The organism is Nocardia sp. NPDC004860 (assembly GCF_040609015.1).
Classification (GTDB): domain Bacteria; phylum Actinomycetota; class Actinomycetes; order Mycobacteriales; family Mycobacteriaceae; genus Nocardia.
This window is the reverse complement of the sequence record NZ_JBEXJI010000046.1, coordinates 1-23,291: the sequence shown is the minus strand read 5'-3', so window position 1 is coordinate 23,291 and position 23,291 is coordinate 1. Positions and strand designations below refer to the sequence as shown.

The following is a 23,291-nucleotide window of genomic DNA, read 5'->3' as shown; positions in this document are numbered from 1 at the left end:
CCCTGGTACGGGGCACGGAATACCGCGGTACACAACCAGATAGATGCCTCCATCCCCTGCTCCGCGCTGCGGCCACGTCGCGGCATGCGTTCCGTGTAGCCCTGGCGATGGCCCCCGCGCCGGCAGTACCAGGCTCGCCTGTCGCACTACCGGCGCCGGGGCCACCGACTCACCTGAATCCAAGTGGATATCAGCTGGCGGCTACCGACCGAGTTGTGCCGTTGGCAGCGGCTTCCGAATCACCGAAGACATCCCGATGACCGCGTGCGGTATCCATGTACTCCCGAACCCGGTGGATCAGACCGTCGCGCAACTCGAACACGAAACAGTAGTCGTTGCTGTATCGATTCCCGTTCGCCAGCGTGGCACTCATCGTCTCCTCCACGATCACGCAGTCACCATCGGAATAGAAGCCATGGAATTCCACCACCACATCGCCGACGAACAATCGAGGGAAATCGTTCGCGACGAACTGCGTGATGGCCTCGCGTCCGACCATGTGACTGGGGGCGTTCAGCGCGACCGCGGTCGCGTTGCCGGACGGCGCCAGCCACTCCGCGTCGGCGGTGAAGAATGCCGCGATCTGCTCGCCATCGTGGCTGGCGAACGCTCGCCAGGCGGCCTGAACGACGTTCCTGCTGTCGAGTGTCATGAACCGCACCATATAGCCGCACATCGGGCCGAGCTGGCGGAAAAACGACAGCATCATCCGGCCGCCGGTCGAAGTGGATGCCGGATGCGGATGGATTGGGCGGCAATGTATCTGACGTGAACCATGCGGTAGGGTCGAATGACCGTGCACAATCACGAACCGTCCGGCTACCACTGCCCATTCTGTTTCCTTCTCACCGGTGGCGAGACCCCGCTCGACGGCCCGCGAGACATCGTGCTGCGCACCGACCGTGCCACCGCTTTCACCGCATCCCGGTGGTGGCCGAACAACCGCGGGCACGTCCTGGTCATTCCGAACGCTCACCACGAGAACCTGTACGACCTGCCACCGGAATACGGGCACGCCGTGCATGACGTTGTCCGCGAGGTCGCCATCGCGATGCGCGCCACCTACGGTTGCGACGGCGTATCCACCCGCCAGCACAATGAACCCGGCGGCGGCCAGGACGTGTGGCACTACCACGTCCATGTCTTCCCCCGATATGACTCCGACAACCTCTACGGGTCACACCCACTGCCGGGGTACGCAACCGGCGAACAACGATGGATCTACGCCGATCGGCTGCGCAGCTACTTCGACCCCTCACCCAAAACCTGACTCCACCGGGTCGGTGCGGTTGCAGGGTCGCCGATTACTCGTTCCGCGCAGTCGGTTTCGTCGAACTCGATGATGAAACGTCGCCGGGGGTTGCGTTGTCGATATCCGTCAGCCTTGCCGCCTTTACCTGTAGGCGAACGAGCCGACACCCGCTCGCTTGGTGTGACCCACAACAACGGAGACACCCATCTTCATACCCGCGCGATGCGACGTCTAGCCCAACCAAGGAGTCTGCCGCTGCTCCCGGTGATGCTGAAGCCTCAGACGCACGGTCGGGTGCACCGGCAGGTCCTCCAACTCCTCCAGGGAGAGAAACCGAACCTCTGTCGACTCGTGCGAGACCTGGTTTCGACGGGCTTTTCGAACAGGGCGGGACGCAGCGAAGAAGCCCGGACAGAGCATTCGTTCTGTCCGGGCTTGGGTCCCTGGTTGGGGTTGTGGGTCGGTGCCGGCGAGAAGTGGCCCCGGGGGCATTTGGTCAGGCGGCGTCGAGGGCTGCGGTGATCTTGCGGGTCATGTCGGTGACGGTGGGGGTGGGTCCGGTTTTGTGGGTGGCGGCTTCGATGGCGACGAGGACGGTGGTGCGGAAGTTGGCGGCCTCGGACGGGGAGTGGGTGGAGAGGAGGGTCATTGCGGTGGTGAGGGCGGGGAGGACCTGGTCGGCCAGGGCGGCTACGGATTTGGAGTCGAGGCGGACGCCGGTGGACTTCTCGGCGAGGATGTGGCCTACCAGGCCGGTGGCGGAGCCGAGGGCGATGCTGCCGGCGGTGGCGGCCTTGTGGGGCGAGCCGCCGGCGGCGTCGGCGGCCGAGATCAGGGAGACGGCGCCGTAGGCGGCGGTGCGGAGGGTCTGCTTGTCCTGGGCGGTCAGGGTGGCGGTCATGGTGGGCTCCTCGGTGCGAGTTGCGGTGTTGCTGACGTGAATTACTTTCGCTGGGGCGGCTGACGTCGAGCTGATACCGGCCTGACAGCTGCGCTGACACAGCATCCAGCCAATTCCGCGCGGGGATGGTCCTTCCGTTTCGACGCCTCGATGATCCGGCTGTTTCGACGCCTCGATGATCCGGCTGTTTCGACGCCTCGATGGTCCGGCTGATGCGTGCTCGGAAAACGAAGGCGCGGAAAATACTGGTCGGTGGGTTGATTGCGGGCCGATAGCCCGCCCGGCAGCGCGGATTGGCATACACTTGCGCTGCAAGGGCGTTCGGATCGTTATCTCGGTCCGAATGTGGGTGACGGACCCGGGGGTGAGGGTTTTGACACGGCCCATTCGGGTGTTGATGACAGGGTCGGAGTGGTTCACGGCCGCTCATGGGGGTCTCAACCGGTACTTCACAGATCTATACGGCGCCTTGACTCGCGACACTCGAATCAGTGTCGGCGCAAGGGCTTTCGGAGACGGCCCGGTCGGGGCGAAGTCATGGGGACCCACCGGCGGATCGACGCTCCAGCGCGCACGGACCGCGTTTCTGGACCGGGACGGGCTCACCCGCGACACCGTGATCGATCGGCACTTCTGCTTGTACGGGCCTGCGACGGTACGAAATCCGCTGGTAGTGCACTTTCACGGGCCGTGGGCGGCCGAGAGCCGGATGGCCGGAGAGGGCGCGCGGGCCGTGCGTGCCAAGTATCTGGTCGAGCGGCTGCGATATGCCAGGGCGGACCGGTTCGTCGTGCTGTCGCAACATTTCGAAAGGTTGCTGGTCGGCGACTACGGCGTGCGGCCCGATCGGGTTCGGGTGATTCCGCCGGGTGTGGATCTGGAGCGTTTCACGACTTCGGAGCCCGAGTCCGACACCGGAATCGTGTTGTGCGTGCGGCGATTGGAGAAGCGGATGGGCATCGACGTGCTCATTCGCGCCTGGTCCGACGTGTCCGCCAAGCATCCCGACGCCCGGTTGATCATCGTCGGAACCGGGACCGCCGAGGCCGAATTGCGGGCACTCGCCGCTGACCAGCCGTCGATCCGATTCACCGGATCGGTGTCCGACGCGGAGCTCACCGACCTGTACACCCGATCCGATCTGACTGTGGTCCCCTCCCTCGCACTGGAGGGATTCGGGCTCATCGCCCTGGAATCCCTCGCCGCCGGACGCCCCCCGATCGTGTCCGATTGTGGTGGATTGCCCGATTCTGTCCGGGATTTGGACGCCACGCTCCTCGTCCCGCCGGGCAATGCCGAGGCACTCGCCGCCCGCATCGCCGCAGCCCTCGACGGCTCCCGGCCCGCCGCGAAACAATGCCGCGCCCACGCGGAGACATTCTCCTGGGCCGTCGCGGCGCATCGGCACCGGGATCTCTACGCGGAGCTCGTCGACTGATGGCACCGCTGAAGGCCGTGTTCCTGGCGCACACCGCGGCCCCCTCCGGAGCCGAACTGGCAACGCTCCGCCTGGTCTCGGCCATGCCCGCCGGGCGGACCGCCGTGCTCTACACCGAGGACGGCCCGATGCTGCGCCTGATGGCCGCGCGCGGGATCGAAACCCGCGTCGTCACCAATAGTTTCGACTCCCGCGCCATGACCATCGACAAGGCCGGGATCCGCAGCCTGCTCATCGGCGCGACGGGCCTGCTACGTCTGGGCTGGACACTGGGCGCGACCGTCCGCGACCTGGAGGCCACGGTCCTGGTCGCGGGCAGCACCAAAGCCATGCTCATGGGTGCCGTCGCCGCCCGCCGGGCCCGGGTCCCGCTGGTCTGGCATGTGCACGACCGGGTTTCGCGCGACTACTTCGGCCGGGTGCTCGCCCTCGTCATCCGAGTGCTGGGCTGGGTGGTGGCCCGCGGCGTGATCGCCAACAGCCGCGGCACGCTGGCCTCGCTGTACACCTGGCGGCAAGCGGCCGTCGTCGCCTATCCGGGTGTCGAGTTCCCACCTGATAATCACACCCCGGCAGACGAATCCACGCTCACCCGCGACCGACGCCCCCAGGAACAACGCCCTCCCGGCGAGACCATCATCGCCGTCGTCGGCCGTCTCGCCCCCTGGAAGGGTCAGGACCTGTTCCTGCGCGCCCTGGCCGATGTGAAAACCCTCCCCCGCGAGGTCTTCCTGGTCGGCGGCACCTTCTTCGACGAGGAGCCCTACCGCGCCGAACTCGAGGTGCACGCCACCGCCCTCGACCTCCCCGTCACCTTCACCGGCCACGTGGACGACCCGGAATCCTATCTGCGCCACGCCGATATCCTCGTGCACTGCTCGGTGCTGCCCGAACCCTTCGGCCAGGTGGTGGTGGAGGGCATGCGGGCGGGCTGCGCGGTCATCGCGACCCGCCCCGGCGGACCGGAGGAGATCGTGGAGCCGGGAGTGAACGGCCTGCTGGTGATGGCCGGCGATCGCGCCGAGCTCACCCGCGCCCTGGACACTCTCATCGCCGACCAGGAACTGCGCGTCAAACTCGCCGATGCCGCACAGGTGCGATCCCGCGAATTCGACGTCGCCGAGTCGGGCCGGATCGTGACCGACCTCCTGACCGGCCTGCCCGGAAAGCGGTGGCGGCGTGGATGATCCGACCGATCCACTGCCGGCCTACGACCCGCCCACCGTGCGGATGGAGGCCCTCGGCACGCTGGGCCGGTTGCGACAGCGCCGCCACATGCGGCACGGGATTCCGGAGGTCGACCAGCAGTCCTCCGCCTTCGAGCACGACGCCCGCGGTGATTCCGGTCCGGCCGGCCCGCGGCAGCGCCGCGCCGGACCGAACGGCCACGAGAACGGCACCGGCCGTGGCACGGTGTCGTTCGACGAGACCCGGGCCGCCCGCTATGCCGCGCCCTCCCGCGGTCCGGTGCTGCCCACCTTCTACGGCGATCCGGTCGACCCGCCCACCGTGCGGCTCCCGGTCACCCGCCCGGCGCGCGACGCCACCGGCGCTTACCGACAGGCCGCGACGGACGGCGAATCCCCCACCGCCACAGATCATTCCCAGGCCGACGGTAAGCATCGCAAGGATTCGTCCTCCGGCCTGGGCAGTATGGGCAGCATCATCCGCGATATCGGACTGGTGACCTTCGGCAAGTACGGCCAGTACGTCATCACCCTGGTCACCGTCCCGCTGCTGGCCCGCATGCTGGGCCCGCACGGCACCGGCCTGCTGGCCATCGGCATGTCGTCCTACTTCATCGGCTCGCTGGCCGTGGATCTGGGCGTCACCTCGTTCCTGGCCGCCAAAGTGCCCGACGACGATCCGGGCCACCTCGAGGTGAACCGCCTGCGCGGCACCTACCTCGCCATTCGCGCGACCACCCTGACCCTCATCGGCGTGGCGCTGCTGGCCAGCCTCGCGATCGGGGTGTCCCCCAAACTGCACATGGTGCTGCTGGGCCTGTTCGCCGGTGGCTTCTGGTCGATCTCGGAGGACTGGCTGCTCATCGGCCAGGGCAGATTCGGCAGCTCCACCATGTATCAGGGCGTGGGCCGCATCGGATATCTCGGTTTGCTCGTCGGGCTGCTACCTCGATTCCCCAGCGCCTCCATGGCCGTGCTCTGCCTGCTGGTCTCCTCCATCGCCACGGTGGCGCTGACCTGGTGGGACTCCTTTCGCAAGTTCGGACCGCCCGCCCGGCCCTACGGCGTGCGGGCCGTCCTGCGCATGGCCGCACCGATTTTCACCTCCCGGCTGCTGGTGACCGGTTACGGCCAGGGTTCGGCGGCGGTGTACGGCGCGGTGCTGGAGGCGGCCTCGCTGGGCCTCTACTCCGCGGGCGACCGGCTGGTCCGCGCGATCCAATCCACCCTGGACCCGATCGGCTTCGCCCTGCTCCCCCGCATGGCTCGCCGCAGCGCCCATGATCAGTTCTGGCGCAATCAGATCCAGATGCTGATCGGCTGCGTGACCCTGGCCTGCCTGGCCGTGGTGAGCGTCTGGGCGCTGGCCCCGATCCTCATCCATCTCATCTACACCCACGATTTCGACGGCGCGATACCCCTGCTGCGCGTCGAGATTCTCATCCTGCCCGCCACCACCATCACCTCGTACGTGACCACCGCCGTGCTGCCAGTCAAGCAGGACACTATCGGCGTGCTGATCGGCGCGATCATCGGCACCTGCGTCGCCGCGGTGGCGCTGGTGGTCGCCGCCCGGACCGGATCGGTCTGGACCCTGGTCTATGGCACAGTTTCCGCGGAAATCAGCGTCGCGCTGTGGTACATCATCCGGGTGCGGTGGCTCATGCTCCGGGAACGAGCCGGCCGCGGCGGGCCGGTCGAACCTGCCACCGCGCTGCTGACCAAGGGGGATTTGGCGTGAAAGTACTTTTCGTCGGGGATGACTGGGTGGGCAGCAACGCGCGCTCACTCGCCGACGGATTCCAGCAGGCGGGGCACGAGGTGGTGGTGATCGACACGACCCCGGTCACGCTGCCCGCGCGGCTGTCGCCACCGTGGGTGTATTCGAAGGTCGCCCATCGCCGCGCGCCCTGGGACGTCGAGGCACTGCATCGCGAGATCGACAGCGCTGCCGCCGCATTCGCGCCCGACGTGCTGTTCGCCTTCAAATCGGTGCACCTGGACCAGCAGCGGCTACTGAGCGCCCCGGCTGGTCTGCATGTACACTACAGCCCGGATGACGTGTCCAATCCGTACAACACCAGCCCGGAATACTTGGCACACGAAGCCGAATGGGATCTCATCGTCACCACCAAGTGGCACAACGTTCCCGAACTGGCCGCCCGCGGCGCCCGGCACGTGAAATTCGTTCGCAGCGCATACGATCCGGCCCTGCACCACCTCACCGCCCGCCGCACCGTCCGTAACTACCTGGTCGGTTTCATCGGCGCGGTGCGCCCCGACCGCCAAGACCTCCTGATTTCGCTGGCCCGGGAACACCACGGGGACATGCTGTTACGCGGTCCCGGCTGGCGGCGCGTGCGCGCACTGTGGCAGACCGGCGCCGATGTCGGCGGCGCGGTCTACGGCGAGAACTTCTCCACGGCGGTCGCCGCCGTCACCGCGAACCTGGTGCTGCTCAATTCCGACAATCGCGACACCCACACCTGCCGTACCTTCGAAGTCCCGGCCGCCGGTGGCCTTTTCGTCGGCGAACGCACCGACGAACACGCCGAACTGCTCCAGGACGAGGCCGAGTGCTACCTGTTCTCCGGCCCGACCGAGCTGCGCGAAATCCTGCACCGCTGCGCCAAGTATCCCGATCAGGTCGCCAAGGTCGCCGAGGCCGGTCACCGCCGCATCGTGCACGGCGACCACCGGTACGTGGACCGCGCCCGCGAGATCATCGACGCACTGGCATGAGCGGCCGCGCGCACCAGGCCACACAGCGTAGCCGCGCGCAGCTCCGCCCATGCCCGGAACGGCGCGACGGATCTGCCGCGCCGACGGCGAAAAGAACGGCCACGCAAACGGGTAACGCCCCGGCCCGCGGCGCGGACATACGGGTGATGGGAGAGTGATGGCCTCCGCACAATTCGCTGTATTCCTCGTCGCCGCCGCGCTGGTGACGATCGTCGTGGCCGCGATGTTCCTGCCCGGTGTGGCCCGGGTGTTCCTGATCGCGCAGACCGCGCACTGGTCGCTGTCGTATGTCGCGCGGCCGGTGGTGCTGCTGTGGGTGCAGCCCTTCCCCAGTTACGGCGACAATGTGCCCGATCCGCGGCTCTACGAGTACGGCTACGACGGCGGCATCGCCGCGGTGCTGCAACCGGTCATCTTCGGACTCTGGGTCTACGCCGCGCTGATCATCGGCTACGTGTTCTGGGTGCGGCTGCGCCCGCGCGAGACCACACCGCGCGTAGCGCCTTTCGCGGGCGAGCCCATCTTCACCCAGACCCTGTTCCTGCTCTACGGCGTCGGCACCCTGGGCCGGCTGGCGGCCTACGCCACCGGCACCACCGGCAAGGCGGGCGAACTGGAGAGCCCGAACCCGCTCATCAACCTGGTCACCATTCTCGCCACGCTGGGCGCGGTCGGCCTGATCGTGTTCTACCGCAACGAGTCCGGCCGCACCACCGCGCTGGTGGTCGGCGCGCTCACCTGCGGCGAACTGGTGTGGACCGCCACCGTGCAGTCCAAGACCCCGATCATGGGCGCGGCGCTGGCCATCGCCGTGCGCTTCGCCATGACCGGCTGGACGCGCGTCAAGGTGGTCGGCGTGTTGAGCATCACCGGCCTCGCCATCGGCGGCTTCGGCTGGCTGCAGTCGCTCAAGACCGACGCCGCCGCCAAAGCCGAAGCGGCACAGGTGGATGCGCAGTATCCGACGGTGGTGCACCCCTTCCTGAGCATGCTGCGCCGTTTCGACCTGCTCGAGGCCGCCACCGACTCCTGGTTCGCCGGGCCGAGTTCCTGGCTGACGCCGAGTCAGGTGGCGCAGCACGCCGTGCAGAGCCTGATTCCCACCCAGCTGCTGGGCGCGGAGAAGTTCCGGTCCGGCGCCGCCTGGGCCGAGCAGGTGCGCGGGCGCTCGGTGGACATGTCGACGGTGGAAGTGTCCCTGGCCGAGGGCAATATCAACGAGGGCTACGTGCTGGGCGGCTACATCGGTGTCGCGGTGGGGGTCACGATCACGTTCGTGCTGCTGCTGATCTGGATCCGGGCTCTCTACAGCAGGTACCTGGCCATGGCGATCCTGGGCCTGTCGGTGATCGAGGTCCCGGTCCTGTTCGAGCGCGGCATCCTCGGCACCGTCGAGATGCTCGGCAAGTATCTGCAGGCCGTGGTGCTGGCATGGCTGGCGTATCTGGTTGTTGGTGAATTCCGAAGACGGGTGGAACAGCTGCAGGGGGCACCGATTCCATCCGGGAAAACGAGGACAGCGCAATGGGTTTGATCGACTACTGGCGGCTGCTGCGGCGGCGCTGGCCGATAATCGTGGTCGCGGTGGCGCTCTGCACGGGGGCGGCGTACGGATACGCGAGCACCCTGCCGACCGAGTACACCGCGTCCAGTTCGGTGTACGTATCCATGGCCACCGGGACCTCGGTCAACGACTCCTATCAGGGCGGGCTGGCCGCGCAGCAGCGGGTGCGCTCGTACGTGGATCTGGCCTCCAGCGTCACCGTCGCCACCTACGTGCACGATCAGCTGGGCCTGAAGAGTTCGGTGAACGACCTGCGCGGCCGCATCACCGCGGTTTCGCCGCCGGCCACCACGATCATCATCATCACGGTGAAGGACTCCACCGCCGCCGGGGCGCGCGCCCTGGCCGACGAGGTGGTCTCCCAGTTCCGGGCGCTGGTCTCCCGGCTCGAGGTCACTCAGAGCGACGCCGCGCCCGCCGCCCGCGCGGAGGTCATCGACAAGGCCCAGACACCCAGCCAGCCCAGCGGACCGCAGAAGAAGCGCTACTACCTGCTCGGCGTGCTGGCCGGACTGATGGTCGGCCTGGGCGCGGCGATCCTGCGCGACAAACTCGACAAGCGAGTCCGTACCTCCACCGAGCTGGAAGCCTTTCTGCCCGTCCCGATCCTGGGCATCGTCGACGACGGGCGGCCCGGAGCGGCGGGTGAGCTACGCCGGCTGCGCACCCGGCTCACCGAGGATCCCACACTGGTCAGCCTGCTGCTGACCTCGCTGTCGCCGCACTCCGAACCGGATGTGGCGATCGGGCTGGCCCGCACCTTCGCCGATACCGGCGCGCGGGTGGTGCTGGTGGACGCCGACACCACCGGGTACGGCTCGTCCCGGCGCAGTCCGGCGGCCGCGGCGGCGGGACTCTCGGAGCTGTTGCGCAACAACGCGACTCCCGCAGGGTTCGTGATGGCCTGGCCGGAGGTGGGGATCACTGTGCTGCCGCTGGGCGGCATGGATTTCCGCACCCCCGACCTGCTGGACTCCGAGCGGTTCAGCGACATCATGTCCAAGCTGCGCAGCGAATTCGACCACATCGTGGTGGAGGCCGCACCCGTCACCGCGGCCGCCGACGCCATCGCGCTGGCGCGGCGCGTGGACGCCACCATCGGCGTGATCGAGCTCGGGCAGACCACCTCCAGCCAGGTACGCGGGGCGCTGGCCACCTTCGGTCACGACAACAAGCGAATGATCGGCACGGTCGTCTTCTCACGGCCGCATCGCAGCGTCGGCGAACTCGTCAAGCATCCGCTCGATCTGGTGAAACGGTGATCGAGGAGGACGGGGGGACAACGGACAACCGGTCGGACGCCGCCGTGCGCCGCCGGCGGCTGCTGGCCGCCGGACTCGGGGCGGCGGCCATCCTGCCGGTCGCGGCCGCGTGCTCGAAAACCGATTCCGGCGCAACGGAATTCCGTTCGCCGCAGGTGACCGATCAGCCGTCGGCCCGGAATGTGAAGGACTTCGGTGCGGTCGGGGACGGGAAGGCCGACGACACCGACGCCTTCGCCAAGGCCGCCGCGGTCAGCGACAAGCCGCTGGTGCTCTACATCCCGGCCGGGCAGTACACGCTGAAGAAGTTCCCGGCGCTCGCCGACTACGCGACGGTGCTGGGCGACGGGGCCGATGTCACCACCATCAACTACGACGGCGACGACACCTTCATCGCACTGCAGCGCAAGCAACGGGTTCGCTTCTCCCGCCTGGGTTTCTACTTCTCCGGCCCCAAGGCCACCGCCGTGCGGCTGTCGGAGTGCTTCCGCTGCACCTTCGATTCGGTGGTACTGCGCGGCAACCATCTCAGCGACAACGCGCCCCGATTCCTGGACCAGCGGGGACTGGTGCTGGATCAGAACACCGGGGGCACGACCGTCATCAATTCCGATATCAACAATTTCGGGTACGGGATCGTCACCTCGTGCATCCAGAACTACGTGACGTCCTCGAAACTCACCAACAATCACATCGGGGTGCTCGGCACCGGCGGCGACCACAATGCCGGATTGGCCTTGGCCAACGTCGAATTCGTGTCCGACAACGATCCCAGGACCACCGACAAGCACCTGGTGGTGGACGGCCCCGCGAACGACTGGTGGCTGACCAACGTGTGGTTCGAAGGGGCCGATACCGCGCTGTCCATCGGCGGACCGGCCGGCGGGCCCGCCCAGTTCGGTCTGGTCAACTGCAAGGTGGCCGCGCGCAAGGTGTGCCTGGACCTGATCCACTGCCGCCAGCCGTATCTGGCCAATGTGCAGTTCGATCCGGATCTGGACGCGCCGCCCATCGAGGTGCGGGTGGACCCCAAGGGCGTGGCGGAGGGCACGGCCGTCAACCTCATCTCCGGGTCCTACCAGGACGTGGATCCCAGGTCGTTCCCGGACGGCTGGCACGTCATCGGGCGCGGGGCCATCCACGGCGCGCGCTTCGCCGGGACCACGGTGGCGCAGGCGAGTCAGCCCGATGCCGATATTTTCCAGGTCCAGGACCGGGACGGGACCGTATTGTCGGCCGTATTGAACAGTGGGGCTTATATTTCCGATCGCAGCGAAGGGGGAATCGTGTTGAAGGACTCGGCGGGCACGTACTGGCGGCTGTCGGTGGGCACGGACGGTGCGATCAAGACCTCGTCGCTGGGCAAGCAGCGACCGCACTCGTGAGCGGCACGGGGGCACGACTGACACTGGGCCCGGCGCGGCTGCACGGCAGCACCCTGCTGCTGCGGCTGCCGCGCTTCGCCGACTACCAGGAGTGGCGGCGGCTGCGGCTGCGCAATCGCGGACTCCTGGAACCGTTCTGGCACACCTCGCCGCTGGATTGGGACACCCGGCACAATGAGAAGGCGTGGGTGCGTGAATGCCTGGAGGCGGCGACCAATGCCCGCACCGGGCGGCGGGTAGCCACCGTCATCGAGATCGACGGGCGCTTCGCCGGGCAGGTGGAGATCGGCAATATCGATCCGCAGGCCCGGCAGGGCGAGATGGGAATCTGGATCGACGCCCGGATGGGGCGGCACGGATTCGGCGGGATCGCGGCGGGACTGATCCTCGACTTCAGCTTCGAGGTGCTGGGGCTGGAGCGCATCAACGCGCCCATCTCGCCGGGAAACGCGGCGGCCACCAGTGGTGCGGTGCAGATCGGGTTCGTGCGCGAGGGGCGCATGCGGCTGCGCTTCGACGTGGGCGGGGCGCGGGCCGATCACGATCTGTGGTCGATGACGCGGGCCGAGATTCCGCCCAAGGGATTCACCGAGATGTGGACCGAGCGCACGCTCGCGCATCGAACCCCGCCCCCGGACGAACCCACCGGAGCACCGGAGGCGAACGGAATACCCGATACAGCCACAATTTTCGGGGTCCTGGCCCGGTATCGCGCGGGCCAGCTGTGGCGGGCCGCGCGGCAGGCGCTGCCCACCCGGCCCGTCATGCTCCGGCTGGCCGGGTTCGACCGGGTGGCGCTGCGCAGCCTCCGGCCCTCCGACGGCCCGGCCCGCGCGACCGCCCGGCGTAACGGGGCGCCCCCGGCGATCGACGGAACCGATAGCACCGGTCCGTCCTGGTGGCGTGAATTCGCCCGCAGCACAGCGGGAGTGCGCTCCCGCGCCGGTCTGCTGCTCGTCCTCGACGCCGCGGGCGCCTACGCCGGGGAGGCCCGGCTGTTCGACCTCGACATGTTCGATCGCAACGCCCGGATGCACATCTGGGCCGATCCCGCCCACGCCGACGACGGAGTCCGCCTGGCGGCAACCCGGGCCCTGCTGGCACACGCCTTCGACCGGCTCGGACTGTTCCGCGTATACACGGCCGTCGCGGCCGGGGATACCGCATCGGCCGCGGTCGCCGCCTCGGCGGGACTGCACAAGGAGGGAACCATGCGCAGCTACACCGGACTCGACGGGCACCGCGGCGACCACGAACTGTGGGCCATCACCGCCGGGGGTGCCGATCATGCGTGACTACCGGCGCAGTGCCGCCCTGCAGGCGCGCCTGCACGATCTGGTCCCGGGGGGCGCGCACACCTACGCGCGCGGCGCGGACCAGTATCCGGAGGCCATGGCCCCGATCCTGGTGCGCGGCAAGGGCGCCCGGGTGTGGGACGCGGACGGCAACGAGTATGTCGAGTACGGCATGGGGCTGCGCTCGGTGACCCTCGGCCACGGGTTCGTGCCGGTGGTCGAGGCGGTGGCCCGGACCATCGCCGACGGGGTCAACTTCTCCCGGCCGACCGAGCTGGAACTCCTGGCGGCCCAGGATTTCCTGAGCCTGCTGCCCGGCGCGGACATGGTGAAGTTCGCCAAGAACGGCTCCGACACCACGACGGCCGCCGTGCGGCTGGCGCGCGCGGTGACCGGGCGGGAGGCGGTGGCGATCTGCGAGCAGCCCTTCTTCTCGGTCGACGACTGGTTCATCGGCACCACCGAGATGAACGCGGGGATACCCGCGGTTCCGACGGTGCGATTCCGCTACAACGACCTGGCGTCGCTGGAAACGGCCCTGCGCCGCATCGCGATCGCGTGCGTGATCCTCGAACAGGCCACGGCCCTGGCCGAACCCGCGCCGGGCTTCCTGGAAGGCGTACGCGCGCTCTGCGACCGGTACGGCGCGCTGCTGATCTTCGACGAGATGATCACCGGGTTCCGCTGGTCCGCCGGTGGGGCACAGCGGATCTACGGTGTGACCCCCGACCTGTCGTGCTGGGGCAAGGCCATGGCCAACGGGTTCCCGCTCTCGGCGCTGGCCGGCAAACGCGAGTACATGGAGCTGGGCGGGCTGCGCACCGACGCGGACCGGGTCTTCCTGCTCTCGACCACCCACGGGCCGGAAACCGCGTCCCTGGCCGCCTTCCGGGCCGTCGTGCAGACCTACCGCGACACCGATCCGGTGGCGCGCATGGAGGAATCCGGCCGCCGCCTCGCCGCCGGGGTCAATGCCATTGCCGCGGACCTCGGTATCGGGGATCATCTCGAGGTGGCGGGCCGGCCGTCGTGCCTGGTGTTCCTCACCCGGGACCCGGAAGGCGTTCCCTCCCAGCCCTATCGGACGCTGTTCCTGCAGGAACTGCTGGACCGGGGCGTGCTGGGGCAGTCGTTCGTGAACTCGGCCGCACATACCGACGCCGACGTCGACCACACCATCGACGCCTGCGAGTCGGCGGCCAAGACCTACCGCAAGGCCCTCGAACAGGGCTCGGTGGACGGCCTGCTCGCCGGACGGCCGGTGGCTCCGGCGCTGCGGCGCATGGCGGCACCGCGTCGTCTCGCACCGTAACCCAGCCCCGCACCGTAACCCAGTCTCGCGCAGTAACCCAGGAGCTGTGATGTCCGCACCCCGGATCGCCCTCGTCCACGAGCGATTCACCGAATACGGCGGCTCCGAGGCCGTGGTCGCCGAGTTCATGAAAACCTGGCCCGGCGCACCGGTTTTCGCGCCCATCGCCGACGCGGAGTGCACGCACGCACTCGTGGCGGCGGCAGGGTCCTCGATCGAAACGGGCTCGGCGGCAGCCGGACTCGTGCACGACACCTGGCTCTCGCGCGCCTACTCGGCGAGCGGGCGGCGGTCGCATGCGCCGCTGCTGCCCTTCGTGCCGGGAACGCTGCGCCGTCTTCCACTCGACGGCGAGTACGACGCGGTGGTGGTGAGCCATCACGCCTTCGCGACCCAGGCGGTCTTCGCCACCACCGCACCGGTGATCGCCTACGTTCACAGCCCGGCCCGGTGGGCCTGGGACAGCGCGTTCCGGGCGCGGGAGGCCGGAGGACGGGCGGGGCAGGCCATTCTGATGGCGCTGGGCGCGCTGGCCCGGCACAACGAACTGCGTGCCGCGCCGCGGCTCACGCATGTGGTGGCGAACTCGCAGGCGGTGGCCGATCGGGTGCGGGACTGGTGGGGATTGCCCGCGTCGGTGGTGAATCCGCCTGTGCGCGTGGACCGTTTCTCCCCCGATCCGCGCATCGACCGGGAGGACTTCTTCCTGTTCGCGGGCCGGCTGGTGCCCTACAAGCGCCCGGATCTCGCCATTCGCGCCGCCCGCGCGGCCGGGGTGCGCCTGGTGATCCTCGGCGACGGCCGCTATCGCCGTCAGCTGGAGGCGCTGGCGGGCCCGGAGACCACCTTCCTGGGGGCGGCCTCCGACGAGGTGCTGCAGGACATGTACCGCCGCTGCCGGGCGCTGCTCATGCCCGGCGTGGAGGATTTCGGCATCGTCCCGGTGGAGGCCATGGCCTGTGGCGCACCGGTGCTCGCCGTCGGTGAGGGCGGGGCGCTCGACACCGTCGTGCCCGGTATCTCCGGCGAACACATTCCGACCGGTTCCGATGATTCAGTGGTGGCCGGATTCGCGCGGGTGATGCGCGATTTCGACCCGGCCGACTATCACCCCGAAACCATCCGCAAGCACGCCGTCACCTTCTCCCCCGAGGCCTTCCGCGGCCGAATCGCGGACATTGTGTCGCGCAATTCCCGCTGACCGACTATTCATAGAATCCGGATGGATTCGAGAACAGCGGAACAGGGTGAGACAGTGGGTGGTGTCGGAGCGGTATCCGGCGCGCTGGTGACCGGTGGGGCAGGGGATGTCGGGCGCGCGGTGGCGCGGCGGCTGGTGGACGCCGGGCGGCCGGTGTGGGTCGCGGATGTCGATGCCGAGGGTGCGCGCGCGTGTGCGGCGGAGCTGGGGGCGGAAGCCACTGCGCTGGAACTGGATCTGACGAGCGCGGAGAGTATCGAATCGGCCGCCCGGACGGTCGGCGGGCGGGTCTCGGCGGTGGTGCACTGTGCCGGGGTCGCCGTCGTGGAACCATTCCTGGACACCGGAACCCTCGCCTGGGACCTCATGTTCCAGGTGAATCTGCGCGGGCCCATGCGCCTGACCCAGCTGCTGCTGCCCGGCATGCTCGACGCCGAGGCCGCCCGCATCGTGTTCGTCGCCTCCGACGGCGCGCGAGCCGGGGCCTTCGGCGAAACCGTCTACGCCGCATCCAAATCCGGCCTGTTCGGTTTCGCCAAATCCCTCGCCCGGGAGGTCGCCCGCGACGGCGTCACCGTCAACGTGGTCTGCCCCGGACCGCTGGAGGGCCGCATGGTCGCCCACACCATGGCCGATCACCCCGAAACCCTCACCGCCCTCGAAAAATCCATCCCCCTCAAACGCCTGGGCCGGCCGGACGAAGTAGCCTCCCTCATCGCATGGCTGGCAAGCCCGGAAGCCAGCTACGTCACCGGCCAGCTGATCAGCGTCAGCGGCGGCATCACCATGCAGTAGGAGTTGCCCACATGCCCTCTCTCCCCCTCGTCGATGCCCACATGCACCTGTGGGACACCGGTGCGCATGCCTGGTATCCGGGCCTGGCGAGATTCGCCGCCGCCGGACGACCCGACATCGCGCAGAACTTTCTGCCGGCCGACTTCGATCGGGGGCTGGGCTCGATCGAGGTGGCCGGGCTGGTACACGTGTCGGCCACCACCGCGCCGCACGCCTATCTGGACGAAACCCGTTGGGTGGACGGCATTGCCGCGGCCGGGTCGCGACCGTTCGCGATCGTCGGGGCGGTCGATCCCACCCTGCCGACGACCGAGCTGATCGCGCATCTCGACGAGCAGGCCCGCACCGAGCGGTTCCGCGGGGTACGGGTTTTCGAAGGGCTGTCGCCGAATACGCCTGCGGCGGATGCCCTCGCGAGCTGGCTGCAGGAGCACGACGCGGTCTTCGATCTGGTGACCGAGCCCGGCGATATTCTCGACTGGATCGATTTCCTGGCCGGGTACCCGGAGCTGCGGGTGGTGCTCGAGCACCTGGGGTTCCCGCAGGGACATTCCTCCGAGGCCCGCTCCGCGTGGCACAACGCGATCTCCTTGGCGGCCAAGGAGACTCAGTGGCTGTGCAAGCTGTCGGGGTTCGGGCTGATCTGCCGGGATCTGGCGTGGCCGTCGCTCGAGTATTGGCTGGAATCGAGTGTGGCGCTGTGGGGGTGGCGGCGGCTGATGTTCGCCTCCAACATGCCGGTGGATTCGCTGGCCGGGACCTACACCGAGCTGGTCTCGGCGATCGACCACATCGTCACCACCGATGCCACCGATCAGGAGGCGGAGTTCTTCTACCGGGCCAACGCGCTCGACACCTACCGCCTGAAATAGGTGACCCGGCTAGCGGTTCGGCAGTGATCGGGGCAGCCCGAAGCGTGGGAGCACGCGGTGTCGAACCTGGTCAGCCCGCTGATCCGGTCACCGGCGAGGGTCAGGACGTAGAGGCCGGTGTATTCGAAGGGCATCGGCGGCATCGACATGAACACGTCGTCGGTCAGCAGGGCCACCAGCGCGTCCAGATCGGCTGACGACGCCTGAACCCACGGTGGGAGGGCCCAGCCGCCCACCCGGCGGCTGGGCCCTCCGACTTCGGTTTCGACAGCCTCCACCGGAAGCCGCCGCCCGTGCCCGTTACGTCCTGTACCGGAACAGAATTCGGCCGCGGGTGAGGTCGTAGGGGCTCAGTTCCACGAGGACGCGGTCGGCCGGAAGGATCTTGATGTAGTTCTTCCGGATCTTGCCGCTGATGTGCGCGAGGACCTGATGCCCATTGGGCAGTTCCACCGTGAAGGTGGCATTGCGCAGGCACTCGACGACGGTGCCCTCGATTTCAATTCCCTTTCCGGTCCTGGTCATCGCAGCACCAGTTCCAGGTTGCTGTTCACACGCTGGGCGCCGATGCCGTCGAACAGTGCGGTGGCCGCCGCGTTGGATTCGTTCACCTCGGCCGAGGCGGTGGCGATGCCGCGGTGGTGCAGCGTGGACAGGGTGTGGGCCAGCATGGCGCGGGCGATGCCGCGGCGCTGCTGGCCGGCCCGGACCGCGATCAGTCCGATCCGCGGTAGCCGGGTCACCTGCACCACGCGGAGCAGGCCCACGTAGCGGTCGGCCTGGGCCGCCGCCACGTATTTCGACCGGTCCACGATGGTGTCACCGTCGTACCCGCCCAGGATCTCGGCCGGCATCTCCTGCCAGCCGACCGCCGCCTCCACCTCGTCGCGGATCACCCGGTCCAGGGCGCGCAACGGTTCCGCCGCCGCACGCCCGGCCGGCACGATCGTGATGTCCGGTGGCGGGAGGACCGCATGCAGCCCGGTGCCGGCCGGATCGGTGGGGATCAGGTACTCCCATTCCCGGCGCCGGGTCGCGAAACCGGCTCGTGCCCACCGGGACAGCAGGTCGGCGTCGTTCTCGTCGACCACGGTGTGCAGTGGCCTGCGCAGGGTGGGGAGCATCGCGGCCGTGAGTTGCTCGAACACCGCGTCGTGCCAGGCGTCGATGCTGACGAACAGCCGTCCGTCGGGTCGTGTCGAAACATCACCGCACCCGACCACCAGGTCGTTCTCCACGGCTTGCCATCGGGTCAGCGCGACCCGGGTGATCGCGGCGGAATCGCCCGCACGCGAAGAGATATCCGAAGTATTCATCGTTGTCACCTTTCGGGATTGCCTTGTCAGGCAGGCGCTCCCGGCGACAACTACAGCGTTCGCCAATCCGTGACGACGAGAGGGAGCCCCCACATCGGTACTGTGTTCATGGGTCTCACCTCCTCGCCTGATGTCACGGTAGGCAGCAGGCTAGCAGACCGAATCCCGGTCCACGCAAGGTATTTTCCGCCACGGACCGAAGAGGAAGCACAAGAATGGCCGTCTCAGCGACGGGATCGCATGGTCAGGACGCCCACGACCCAGCCGATGGCGAAGGTCACCAGCAGCACCAGCCACATCGGCGAACGGATGGTCAGCAGCAGGAATTCGATGTCCACCCGGTGCCGGTTCTCCGCGATGAAGATCACCGCCAGCACGGTGAGGACGATCGCGATCCACTGCTTCATCGAGATCTTCGACAGCAGTGAGGGTTTCGCTGGCTCGGTCACCGGGTCCTCCTTCTAGTGGGCGCCGCGGGCGAAGCGGCAGACCAGGTCTCCGACGCTAATCGCCCCGATCGGACGTTTGCTGCAACTTTGCCGCGATTCGCCCGTTTCGTTATCCGAACCGCGGTTACCTTCTCGCGGCGGCCCGCGTCATACGGGTTGGCGACCGACAACGACCGGGTCGCCGAGCCGACGAATGGAGGACAGGGTGCTGTCGAACATCTTGTATGTGACCGTCTACGTGACCGATCAGGACCGCGCGCTGCAGTTCTACACCGAAGCGCTCGGTCTGGAGAAGCAGGTGGACTATGCCGGGCCCGATGGGCGATTCCTGACAGTCAAGGCATCCAGGAGTCCCGTGGAGATCATTCTGTGGCAGCTTCCGGAGGCCGCCGGACAGCCGTCCGGTGGGCCGGAGCTGGTCGCGCCCGGGCCGCTCATTCTCGAATCGGACAATCTGTGGAAGGACTTCGAGGTGATGCGGGAGCGGGGCGTGACATTCATCGATCCGGAACCGGTGGACTATCCGTTCGGGGTGCGCATCGAGGCGATGGACCCGGACGGGAACCGGATCTCACTGCGGCAGCAGCGGCGGGGACGGTAGCCATGGCCGGATCCGGCTCGACGGACCCGGTGGCCGCGGCCTTCGAGGCACAGCGCGATCGGCTGCGGGCGGTCGCGTACCGCGTCCTGGGCTCGCACGCCGATGCCGAGGACGTGGTGCAGGAGGCCTGGATGCGGCTGGCCCGCCAGGACGCCGCCGCCATCGACAACCTCGCCGGCTGGCTCACCACGGTCGTCGGCCGGATCAGCCTGGACCTGCTGCGCTCGCGCCAGGCCCGGCAGGAGTCGTCCTACGACGGCCTGCCCGAGTTCGTCGTCACCGCCGACCACGGCGCCACGGAACCGGAAGAGTATGTCGCCCTGGCCGATTCGGTGGGACTGGCGCTGCTGGTCGTCCTGGACTCGCTCGGCCCCAGCGAGCGCCTGGCCTTCGTGCTGCACGACATGTTCGCGGTGCCGTTCGCCGATATCGGCCGGATACTCGGCAAATCCGCCGACGCCACCAAGATGATCGCCAGCCGCGCCCGCCGGAAGGTGCAGGGCGCCGGCGAGCACCCGGCCGCCCCCGGGCGCGAACAGCGGGCGGTGGCCGAAGCGTTCCGCCGGGCCGCGGTGGGCGGCGACTTCGAGGCGCTCCTCCGCGTCCTCGACCCCGATGTGCGGCTCACCGTCCACGCCCCCGGCGGCGTATTCGTCACCCTCGGCGCCACCGAGGTAGCCACGCGCGCACGCAGTTTCTCCGGCGCGGTCACCCGCCACCAGCCGGTCCTCGTCGACAATCTGCCCGGCTTCATCTCCTGGCGCGAGGACGGCACCCCGCTATCCGTCATATCCCTCGCCGTCGCCTGTCATCGCATCACCGCCATCACCCTGCTCGCCGACCCGCACCGCCTCGCCGCGATGCACCTACCAGGTTCGGCCTGAATCACCGACCGTGAGGTCGAGGGCGTCGAGCAGATTCCAAGCGCCGGTGACCAGTTCGGCGGGATCCGATCAGGCGCGTTCCAATTCGAGACTGCCGCAACTACCGTCGAGGATCTGGGCAGGGAGGCAGGGCGACCACCGTACACCCGGTAGGCGCTGGGCCGGCTCCAACCCCGGTCGCCGCGATACGCGAGGCGTGGAAAGAGATCTCGAAGTCCCGGCCCGAATCAGCCTCGACCACAATCGCTTCCGTGAATGCTCGCTCGTCCCCGGATCGGCATCACTGCGGATCATGGTCCACAGTTCGGCCAGGAACAGTCCACTGAGCCGGTGCAGCAAGAACATCGGTGAATACGGGCCGGGAACAGCGTCATTGCCCGATGTCAGATTCGTGAACTCGGCGATCATCGGCGCGGCCGGCCGATTGCGCTTCCCACGCGGCCCGGGCCCGGTCACGGTCCTTGCGAGATACGAATTCCCGCACGGCCACACCCTGGCGCGCAGGGCCGAACATACTGCCGCCCAGTCGCTTTCGCGCTGGTCAGGAGGCCGTGAACGGGAGGCGACAATCGACTTGACGAATTGCGTTCCGCGGTGTCATTATTGAAATGGGAAGACACCGGAATATCGGTGTCGATTTTGTTGCGCCTCTCGACATCTGTTGGCTTCGGGTGTAATTTGAGACTTCGCGCCTGGGCGGGTGCTGTCCGACTCTCGAAATATGAAATGACCGTGGAAGGTCGCGCTGTCTGCGTGCGGCTTCATCCACCCGTTGTTGTCGAGTCATGTTCGGACGGCCGGCGCCGGTGCGCGTGAATTACGGCCACAGGACAAGCAGATACCGCGACCGACCGCCTATGCGGGCGGCGCGAGGTGCTGGAAGGACGCATTTTGGCAGTCTCGAATCAGACCGAGCGGGTTTCGTTCGCCACGGTGACCGAGCCCCTGGCAGTTCCGGATCTCCTGCAGGTGCAGACCGATTCGTTCGGCTGGCTGATCGGCGCGCCCGATTGGCGCGCCCGGACGGCCGCGCACGGCGCCACGCGCGCCGGCGGGCTGGAGGAGGTACTCGACGAGATCAGCCCCATCGAGGACTTCGCGGGAACCATGTCGCTGACCCTGTCCGAACCCCGCTTCGAGGACGTCAAGACCTCGATCGAGGAGTGCAAGGACCGGGATCTGACCTACGCGGCACCGCTTTTCGTGACCGCGGAGTTCATCAACCACAACACCGGGGAGATCAAATCCCAGACGGTATTCCTGGGCGATTTCCCGATGATGACCGGCACGGGCACCTTCGTCATCAATGGCACCGAACGCGTGGTCATCTCGCAGCTGATCCGCTCCCCCGGCGTCTATTTCGACGAGAGCATCGACAAATCCACCGAGAAGACACTGTATTCCGCGCGTGTGATCCCCTCCCGCGGTGCGTGGCTGGAGTTCGACGTGGACAAGCGCGACACCGTCGGCGTCCGGATCGATCGCAAGCGCCGGCAGCCGGTGACGGTCCTGCTCAAGGCGCTCGGCTGGACCAGCGAGCAGATCGCCGAGCGCTTCGGCCACTCCGGCATCATGCTGACCTCGCTGGAGAAGGACAACACGCCCGGCACCGACGAGGCGCTGCTGGACATCCACCGCAAGCTGCGCCCCGGCGAGCCGCCGACCAAGGAGTCCGCGCAGACGCTGCTGGAGAATCTCTTCTTCAAGGAGAAGCGCTACGACCTGGCCCGCGTCGGCCGTTACAAGGTGAACAAGAAACTCGGCATCCACACGGCCGAGGCGGTCGGCTCGCCGGTGCTCACCGAGGAGGACCTCGTCACCATCATCGACTACCTGGTGCGGCTGCACGCGGGCGAGAAGGTGATGACCGCGCCCGGTGGCATCGAGGTCCCGGTCGAGGTCGACGATATCGACCACTTCGGCAATCGCCGGGTCCGCACCGTCGGCGAGCTCATCCAGAACCAGCTGCGGCTGGGGCTGTCACGCATGGAACGCGTGGTGCGCGAACGCATGACGACTCAGGACATCGAGGCCGTGACCCCGCAGTCGCTGCTGAACATCCGGCCGGTCGTGGCGGCGTTGCGCGAGTTCTTCGGCACCTCCCAGTTCTCGCAGTTCATGGATCACCGCAATCCGCTGTCGAGCCTCACCCACAAGCGGCGGCTCTCGGCGCTCGGGCCCGGCGGGCTCAACCGGGAACGCGCCAGCCTCGAGGTGCGCGATGTGCACTACAGCCACTACGGCCGGATGTGCCCGATCGAGACGCCGGAGGGGCCGAATATCGGCCTGATGGGGTATCTGTCGGTGTACGCGCGGGTCAATCCGTTCGGGTTCATCGAAACTCCGTACCGGCGGGTGACCGACGGCCGGGTGACCGATGAGATCGACTACCTGTCCGCCGACGAGGAGGACCTGCACGTGGTGGCGCAGGCCAACGAACCGCTGGATGCGGCCGGCCGCTTCGTGTCCGATCGAATCGCGGTGCGGCGCAAGAACTCCGAAGTCGAGCTGGTCCATGCCGCCGCCGTCGACTACATGGACGTGTCACCACGCCAGATGGTGTCGGTGGCCACCGCCATGATTCCGTTCCTCGAGCACGACGACGCCAACCGTGCCCTCATGGGCGCGAACATGCAGAAGCAGTCGGTGCCGCTGATTCGCTCGGAGGCGCCGCTGGTGGGAACCGGTATGGAAATGCGGGCGGCGATCGATTCCGGCGATGTCGTGCTGAACGAGAAACCCGGTGTGGTGGAAGAGGTGTCGGCCGACTTCATCACCGTGATGCACGACGATGGCACTCGCCGCAGCTACCGGCTGCGTAAGTTCGAGCGTTCG

Annotated in this window: 21 protein-coding genes and 1 pseudogene; 16 read left to right on the top strand and 6 right to left on the bottom strand. The window is 68.0% G+C overall.

What is annotated here, in order from left to right; all coding sequences use genetic code 11:
* Positions 1-190: 190 nt before the first annotated feature.
* Complete coding sequence (locus tag ABZV44_RS43315; protein WP_354850507.1) at positions 191-808, bottom strand: nuclear transport factor 2 family protein; 618 nt, start codon at positions 806-808, stop codon at positions 191-193.
* Here ABZV44_RS43315 and ABZV44_RS43310 point away from each other — a divergent pair.
* Complete coding sequence (locus ABZV44_RS43310) at positions 791-1,270, top strand: HIT domain-containing protein (protein WP_354850504.1); 480 nt, start codon at positions 791-793, stop codon at positions 1,268-1,270. The genes ABZV44_RS43315 and ABZV44_RS43310 overlap by 18 nt on opposite strands.
* 478 nt (positions 1,271-1,748) lie before the next feature.
* Here the strand turns inward: ABZV44_RS43310 and ABZV44_RS43305 are convergent, their stop codons facing one another.
* Complete coding sequence (locus ABZV44_RS43305; protein WP_354850502.1) at positions 1,749-2,153, bottom strand: hypothetical protein; 405 nt, start codon at positions 2,151-2,153, stop codon at positions 1,749-1,751.
* A 397-nt stretch (positions 2,154-2,550) separates the two neighbouring features.
* On the opposite strand from ABZV44_RS43305, the gene ABZV44_RS43300 reads away from it, so the two are divergent.
* From ABZV44_RS43300 to ABZV44_RS43245, 12 genes are all read left to right on the top strand, one after another.
* Positions 2,551-3,591 (top strand): glycosyltransferase family 4 protein, encoded by a 1,041-nt coding sequence (locus ABZV44_RS43300; RefSeq protein ID WP_354850499.1) that lies wholly within the window; start codon positions 2,551-2,553, stop codon positions 3,589-3,591.
* Entirely contained in the window at positions 3,591-4,778 is a 1,188-nt protein-coding gene (locus ABZV44_RS43295) for a glycosyltransferase family 4 protein (RefSeq protein ID WP_354850496.1), read from the top strand. The genes ABZV44_RS43300 and ABZV44_RS43295 overlap by 1 nt, the downstream gene beginning before the upstream one ends.
* Positions 4,779-5,244: 466 nt before the next feature.
* Positions 5,245-6,519, top strand: a complete 1,275-nt coding sequence (locus tag ABZV44_RS43290) for an oligosaccharide flippase family protein (RefSeq protein WP_354850593.1) — start codon at positions 5,245-5,247, stop codon at positions 6,517-6,519.
* Positions 6,516-7,520: a glycosyltransferase gene (locus ABZV44_RS43285; protein WP_354850494.1), complete on the top strand. Its 1,005-nt coding sequence runs from the start codon at positions 6,516-6,518 to the stop codon at positions 7,518-7,520. Before ABZV44_RS43290 ends, ABZV44_RS43285 begins: the two co-directional genes overlap by 4 nt.
* A 157-nt stretch (positions 7,521-7,677) precedes the next feature.
* Entirely contained in the window at positions 7,678-9,054 is a 1,377-nt protein-coding gene (locus tag ABZV44_RS43280) for a hypothetical protein (protein ID WP_354850491.1), read from the top strand.
* A complete protein-coding gene (locus ABZV44_RS43275) occupies positions 9,045-10,346 on the top strand; it encodes a Wzz/FepE/Etk N-terminal domain-containing protein (RefSeq protein WP_354850488.1) in 1,302 nt (433 codons plus the stop codon). Before ABZV44_RS43280 ends, ABZV44_RS43275 begins: the two co-directional genes overlap by 10 nt.
* Positions 10,346-11,731, top strand: a complete 1,386-nt coding sequence (locus ABZV44_RS43270; RefSeq protein ID WP_354850591.1) for a glycosyl hydrolase family 28-related protein — start codon at positions 10,346-10,348, stop codon at positions 11,729-11,731. Before ABZV44_RS43275 ends, ABZV44_RS43270 begins: the two co-directional genes overlap by 1 nt.
* A complete protein-coding gene (locus ABZV44_RS43265) occupies positions 11,728-13,026 on the top strand; it encodes a GNAT family protein (protein ID WP_354850485.1) in 1,299 nt (432 codons plus the stop codon). Before ABZV44_RS43270 ends, ABZV44_RS43265 begins: the two co-directional genes overlap by 4 nt.
* The gene (locus ABZV44_RS43260) at positions 13,019-14,338 is read left to right on the top strand and encodes a glutamate-1-semialdehyde 2,1-aminomutase (RefSeq protein ID WP_354850482.1); all 1,320 of its coding nucleotides are present in this window, start codon (positions 13,019-13,021) and stop codon (positions 14,336-14,338) included. Before ABZV44_RS43265 ends, ABZV44_RS43260 begins: the two co-directional genes overlap by 8 nt.
* A gap of 49 nt (positions 14,339-14,387) precedes the next feature.
* Positions 14,388-15,539: a glycosyltransferase gene (locus ABZV44_RS43255; RefSeq protein ID WP_354850479.1), complete on the top strand. Its 1,152-nt coding sequence runs from the start codon at positions 14,388-14,390 to the stop codon at positions 15,537-15,539.
* A gap of 54 nt (positions 15,540-15,593) precedes the next feature.
* Complete coding sequence (locus ABZV44_RS43250) at positions 15,594-16,334, top strand: SDR family NAD(P)-dependent oxidoreductase (RefSeq protein ID WP_354850476.1); 741 nt, start codon at positions 15,594-15,596, stop codon at positions 16,332-16,334.
* Positions 16,335-16,345: 11 nt separating this feature from the next.
* The gene (locus ABZV44_RS43245) at positions 16,346-17,206 is read left to right on the top strand and encodes an amidohydrolase family protein (protein WP_354850474.1); all 861 of its coding nucleotides are present in this window, start codon (positions 16,346-16,348) and stop codon (positions 17,204-17,206) included.
* Here ABZV44_RS43245 and ABZV44_RS43240 read toward each other — a convergent pair.
* From ABZV44_RS43240 to ABZV44_RS43225, 4 genes are all read right to left on the bottom strand, one after another.
* Complete coding sequence (locus ABZV44_RS43240; RefSeq protein ID WP_354850471.1) at positions 17,191-17,484, bottom strand: hypothetical protein; 294 nt, start codon at positions 17,482-17,484, stop codon at positions 17,191-17,193. The genes ABZV44_RS43245 and ABZV44_RS43240 overlap by 16 nt on opposite strands.
* Positions 17,485-17,506: 22 nt before the next feature.
* On the bottom strand, positions 17,507-17,731 hold the full coding sequence (gene infA / locus ABZV44_RS43235; protein ID WP_354850469.1) for a translation initiation factor IF-1: 225 nt from the start codon (positions 17,729-17,731) through the stop codon (positions 17,507-17,509).
* Complete coding sequence (locus tag ABZV44_RS43230) at positions 17,728-18,522, bottom strand: GNAT family N-acetyltransferase (RefSeq protein ID WP_354850467.1); 795 nt, start codon at positions 18,520-18,522, stop codon at positions 17,728-17,730. Before ABZV44_RS43230 ends, infA begins: the two co-directional genes overlap by 4 nt.
* Before the next feature lie 224 nt (positions 18,523-18,746).
* Positions 18,747-18,971 carry a hypothetical protein gene (locus ABZV44_RS43225; RefSeq protein ID WP_354850465.1) on the bottom strand — a complete coding sequence of 75 codons (225 nt, stop codon included), beginning with the start codon at positions 18,969-18,971 and terminating at the stop codon, positions 18,747-18,749.
* 205 nt (positions 18,972-19,176) lie between these two features.
* Here ABZV44_RS43225 and ABZV44_RS43220 point away from each other — a divergent pair, with 205 nt between their 5' ends.
* From ABZV44_RS43220 to ABZV44_RS43210, 3 genes and pseudogenes are all read left to right on the top strand, one after another.
* The gene (locus ABZV44_RS43220) at positions 19,177-19,572 is read left to right on the top strand and encodes a VOC family protein (protein WP_354850462.1); all 396 of its coding nucleotides are present in this window, start codon (positions 19,177-19,179) and stop codon (positions 19,570-19,572) included.
* Between the two features lie 2 nt (positions 19,573-19,574).
* A complete protein-coding gene (locus tag ABZV44_RS43215; RefSeq protein WP_354850459.1) occupies positions 19,575-20,456 on the top strand; it encodes a sigma-70 family RNA polymerase sigma factor in 882 nt (293 codons plus the stop codon).
* Positions 20,457-21,329: 873 nt separating this feature from the next.
* Positions 21,330-23,291, top strand: a pseudogene (locus ABZV44_RS43210) (DNA-directed RNA polymerase subunit beta); the annotation flags it as partial.

Excerpts from the sequence above, each read along its gene's own strand:
- ABZV44_RS43245 (WP_354850474.1), top strand. The coding sequence starts at position 16,346 with ATGCCCTCTCTCCCCCTCGTCGATGCCCACATGCACCTGTGGGACACC.
- ABZV44_RS43255 (WP_354850479.1), top strand. The coding sequence starts at position 14,388 with ATGTCCGCACCCCGGATCGCCCTCGTCCACGAGCGATTCACCGAATAC.
- ABZV44_RS43215 (WP_354850459.1), top strand. The coding sequence starts at position 19,575 with ATGGCCGGATCCGGCTCGACGGACCCGGTGGCCGCGGCCTTCGAGGCA.
- ABZV44_RS43300 (WP_354850499.1), top strand. The coding sequence starts at position 2,551 with ATGACAGGGTCGGAGTGGTTCACGGCCGCTCATGGGGGTCTCAACCGG.
- ABZV44_RS43310 (WP_354850504.1), top strand. The coding sequence starts at position 791 with ATGACCGTGCACAATCACGAACCGTCCGGCTACCACTGCCCATTCTGT.
- ABZV44_RS43295 (WP_354850496.1), top strand. The coding sequence starts at position 3,591 with ATGGCACCGCTGAAGGCCGTGTTCCTGGCGCACACCGCGGCCCCCTCC.
- ABZV44_RS43290 (WP_354850593.1), top strand. The coding sequence starts at position 5,245 with ATGGGCAGCATCATCCGCGATATCGGACTGGTGACCTTCGGCAAGTAC.
- ABZV44_RS43305 (WP_354850502.1), bottom strand. The coding sequence starts at position 2,153 with ATGACCGCCACCCTGACCGCCCAGGACAAGCAGACCCTCCGCACCGCC.
- ABZV44_RS43275 (WP_354850488.1), top strand. The coding sequence starts at position 9,045 with ATGGGTTTGATCGACTACTGGCGGCTGCTGCGGCGGCGCTGGCCGATA.
- ABZV44_RS43230 (WP_354850467.1), bottom strand. The coding sequence starts at position 18,522 with ATGAATACTTCGGATATCTCTTCGCGTGCGGGCGATTCCGCCGCGATC.
- infA (WP_354850469.1), bottom strand. The coding sequence starts at position 17,731 with ATGACCAGGACCGGAAAGGGAATTGAAATCGAGGGCACCGTCGTCGAG.
- ABZV44_RS43280 (WP_354850491.1), top strand. The coding sequence starts at position 7,678 with ATGGCCTCCGCACAATTCGCTGTATTCCTCGTCGCCGCCGCGCTGGTG.
- ABZV44_RS43260 (WP_354850482.1), top strand. The coding sequence starts at position 13,019 with ATGCGTGACTACCGGCGCAGTGCCGCCCTGCAGGCGCGCCTGCACGAT.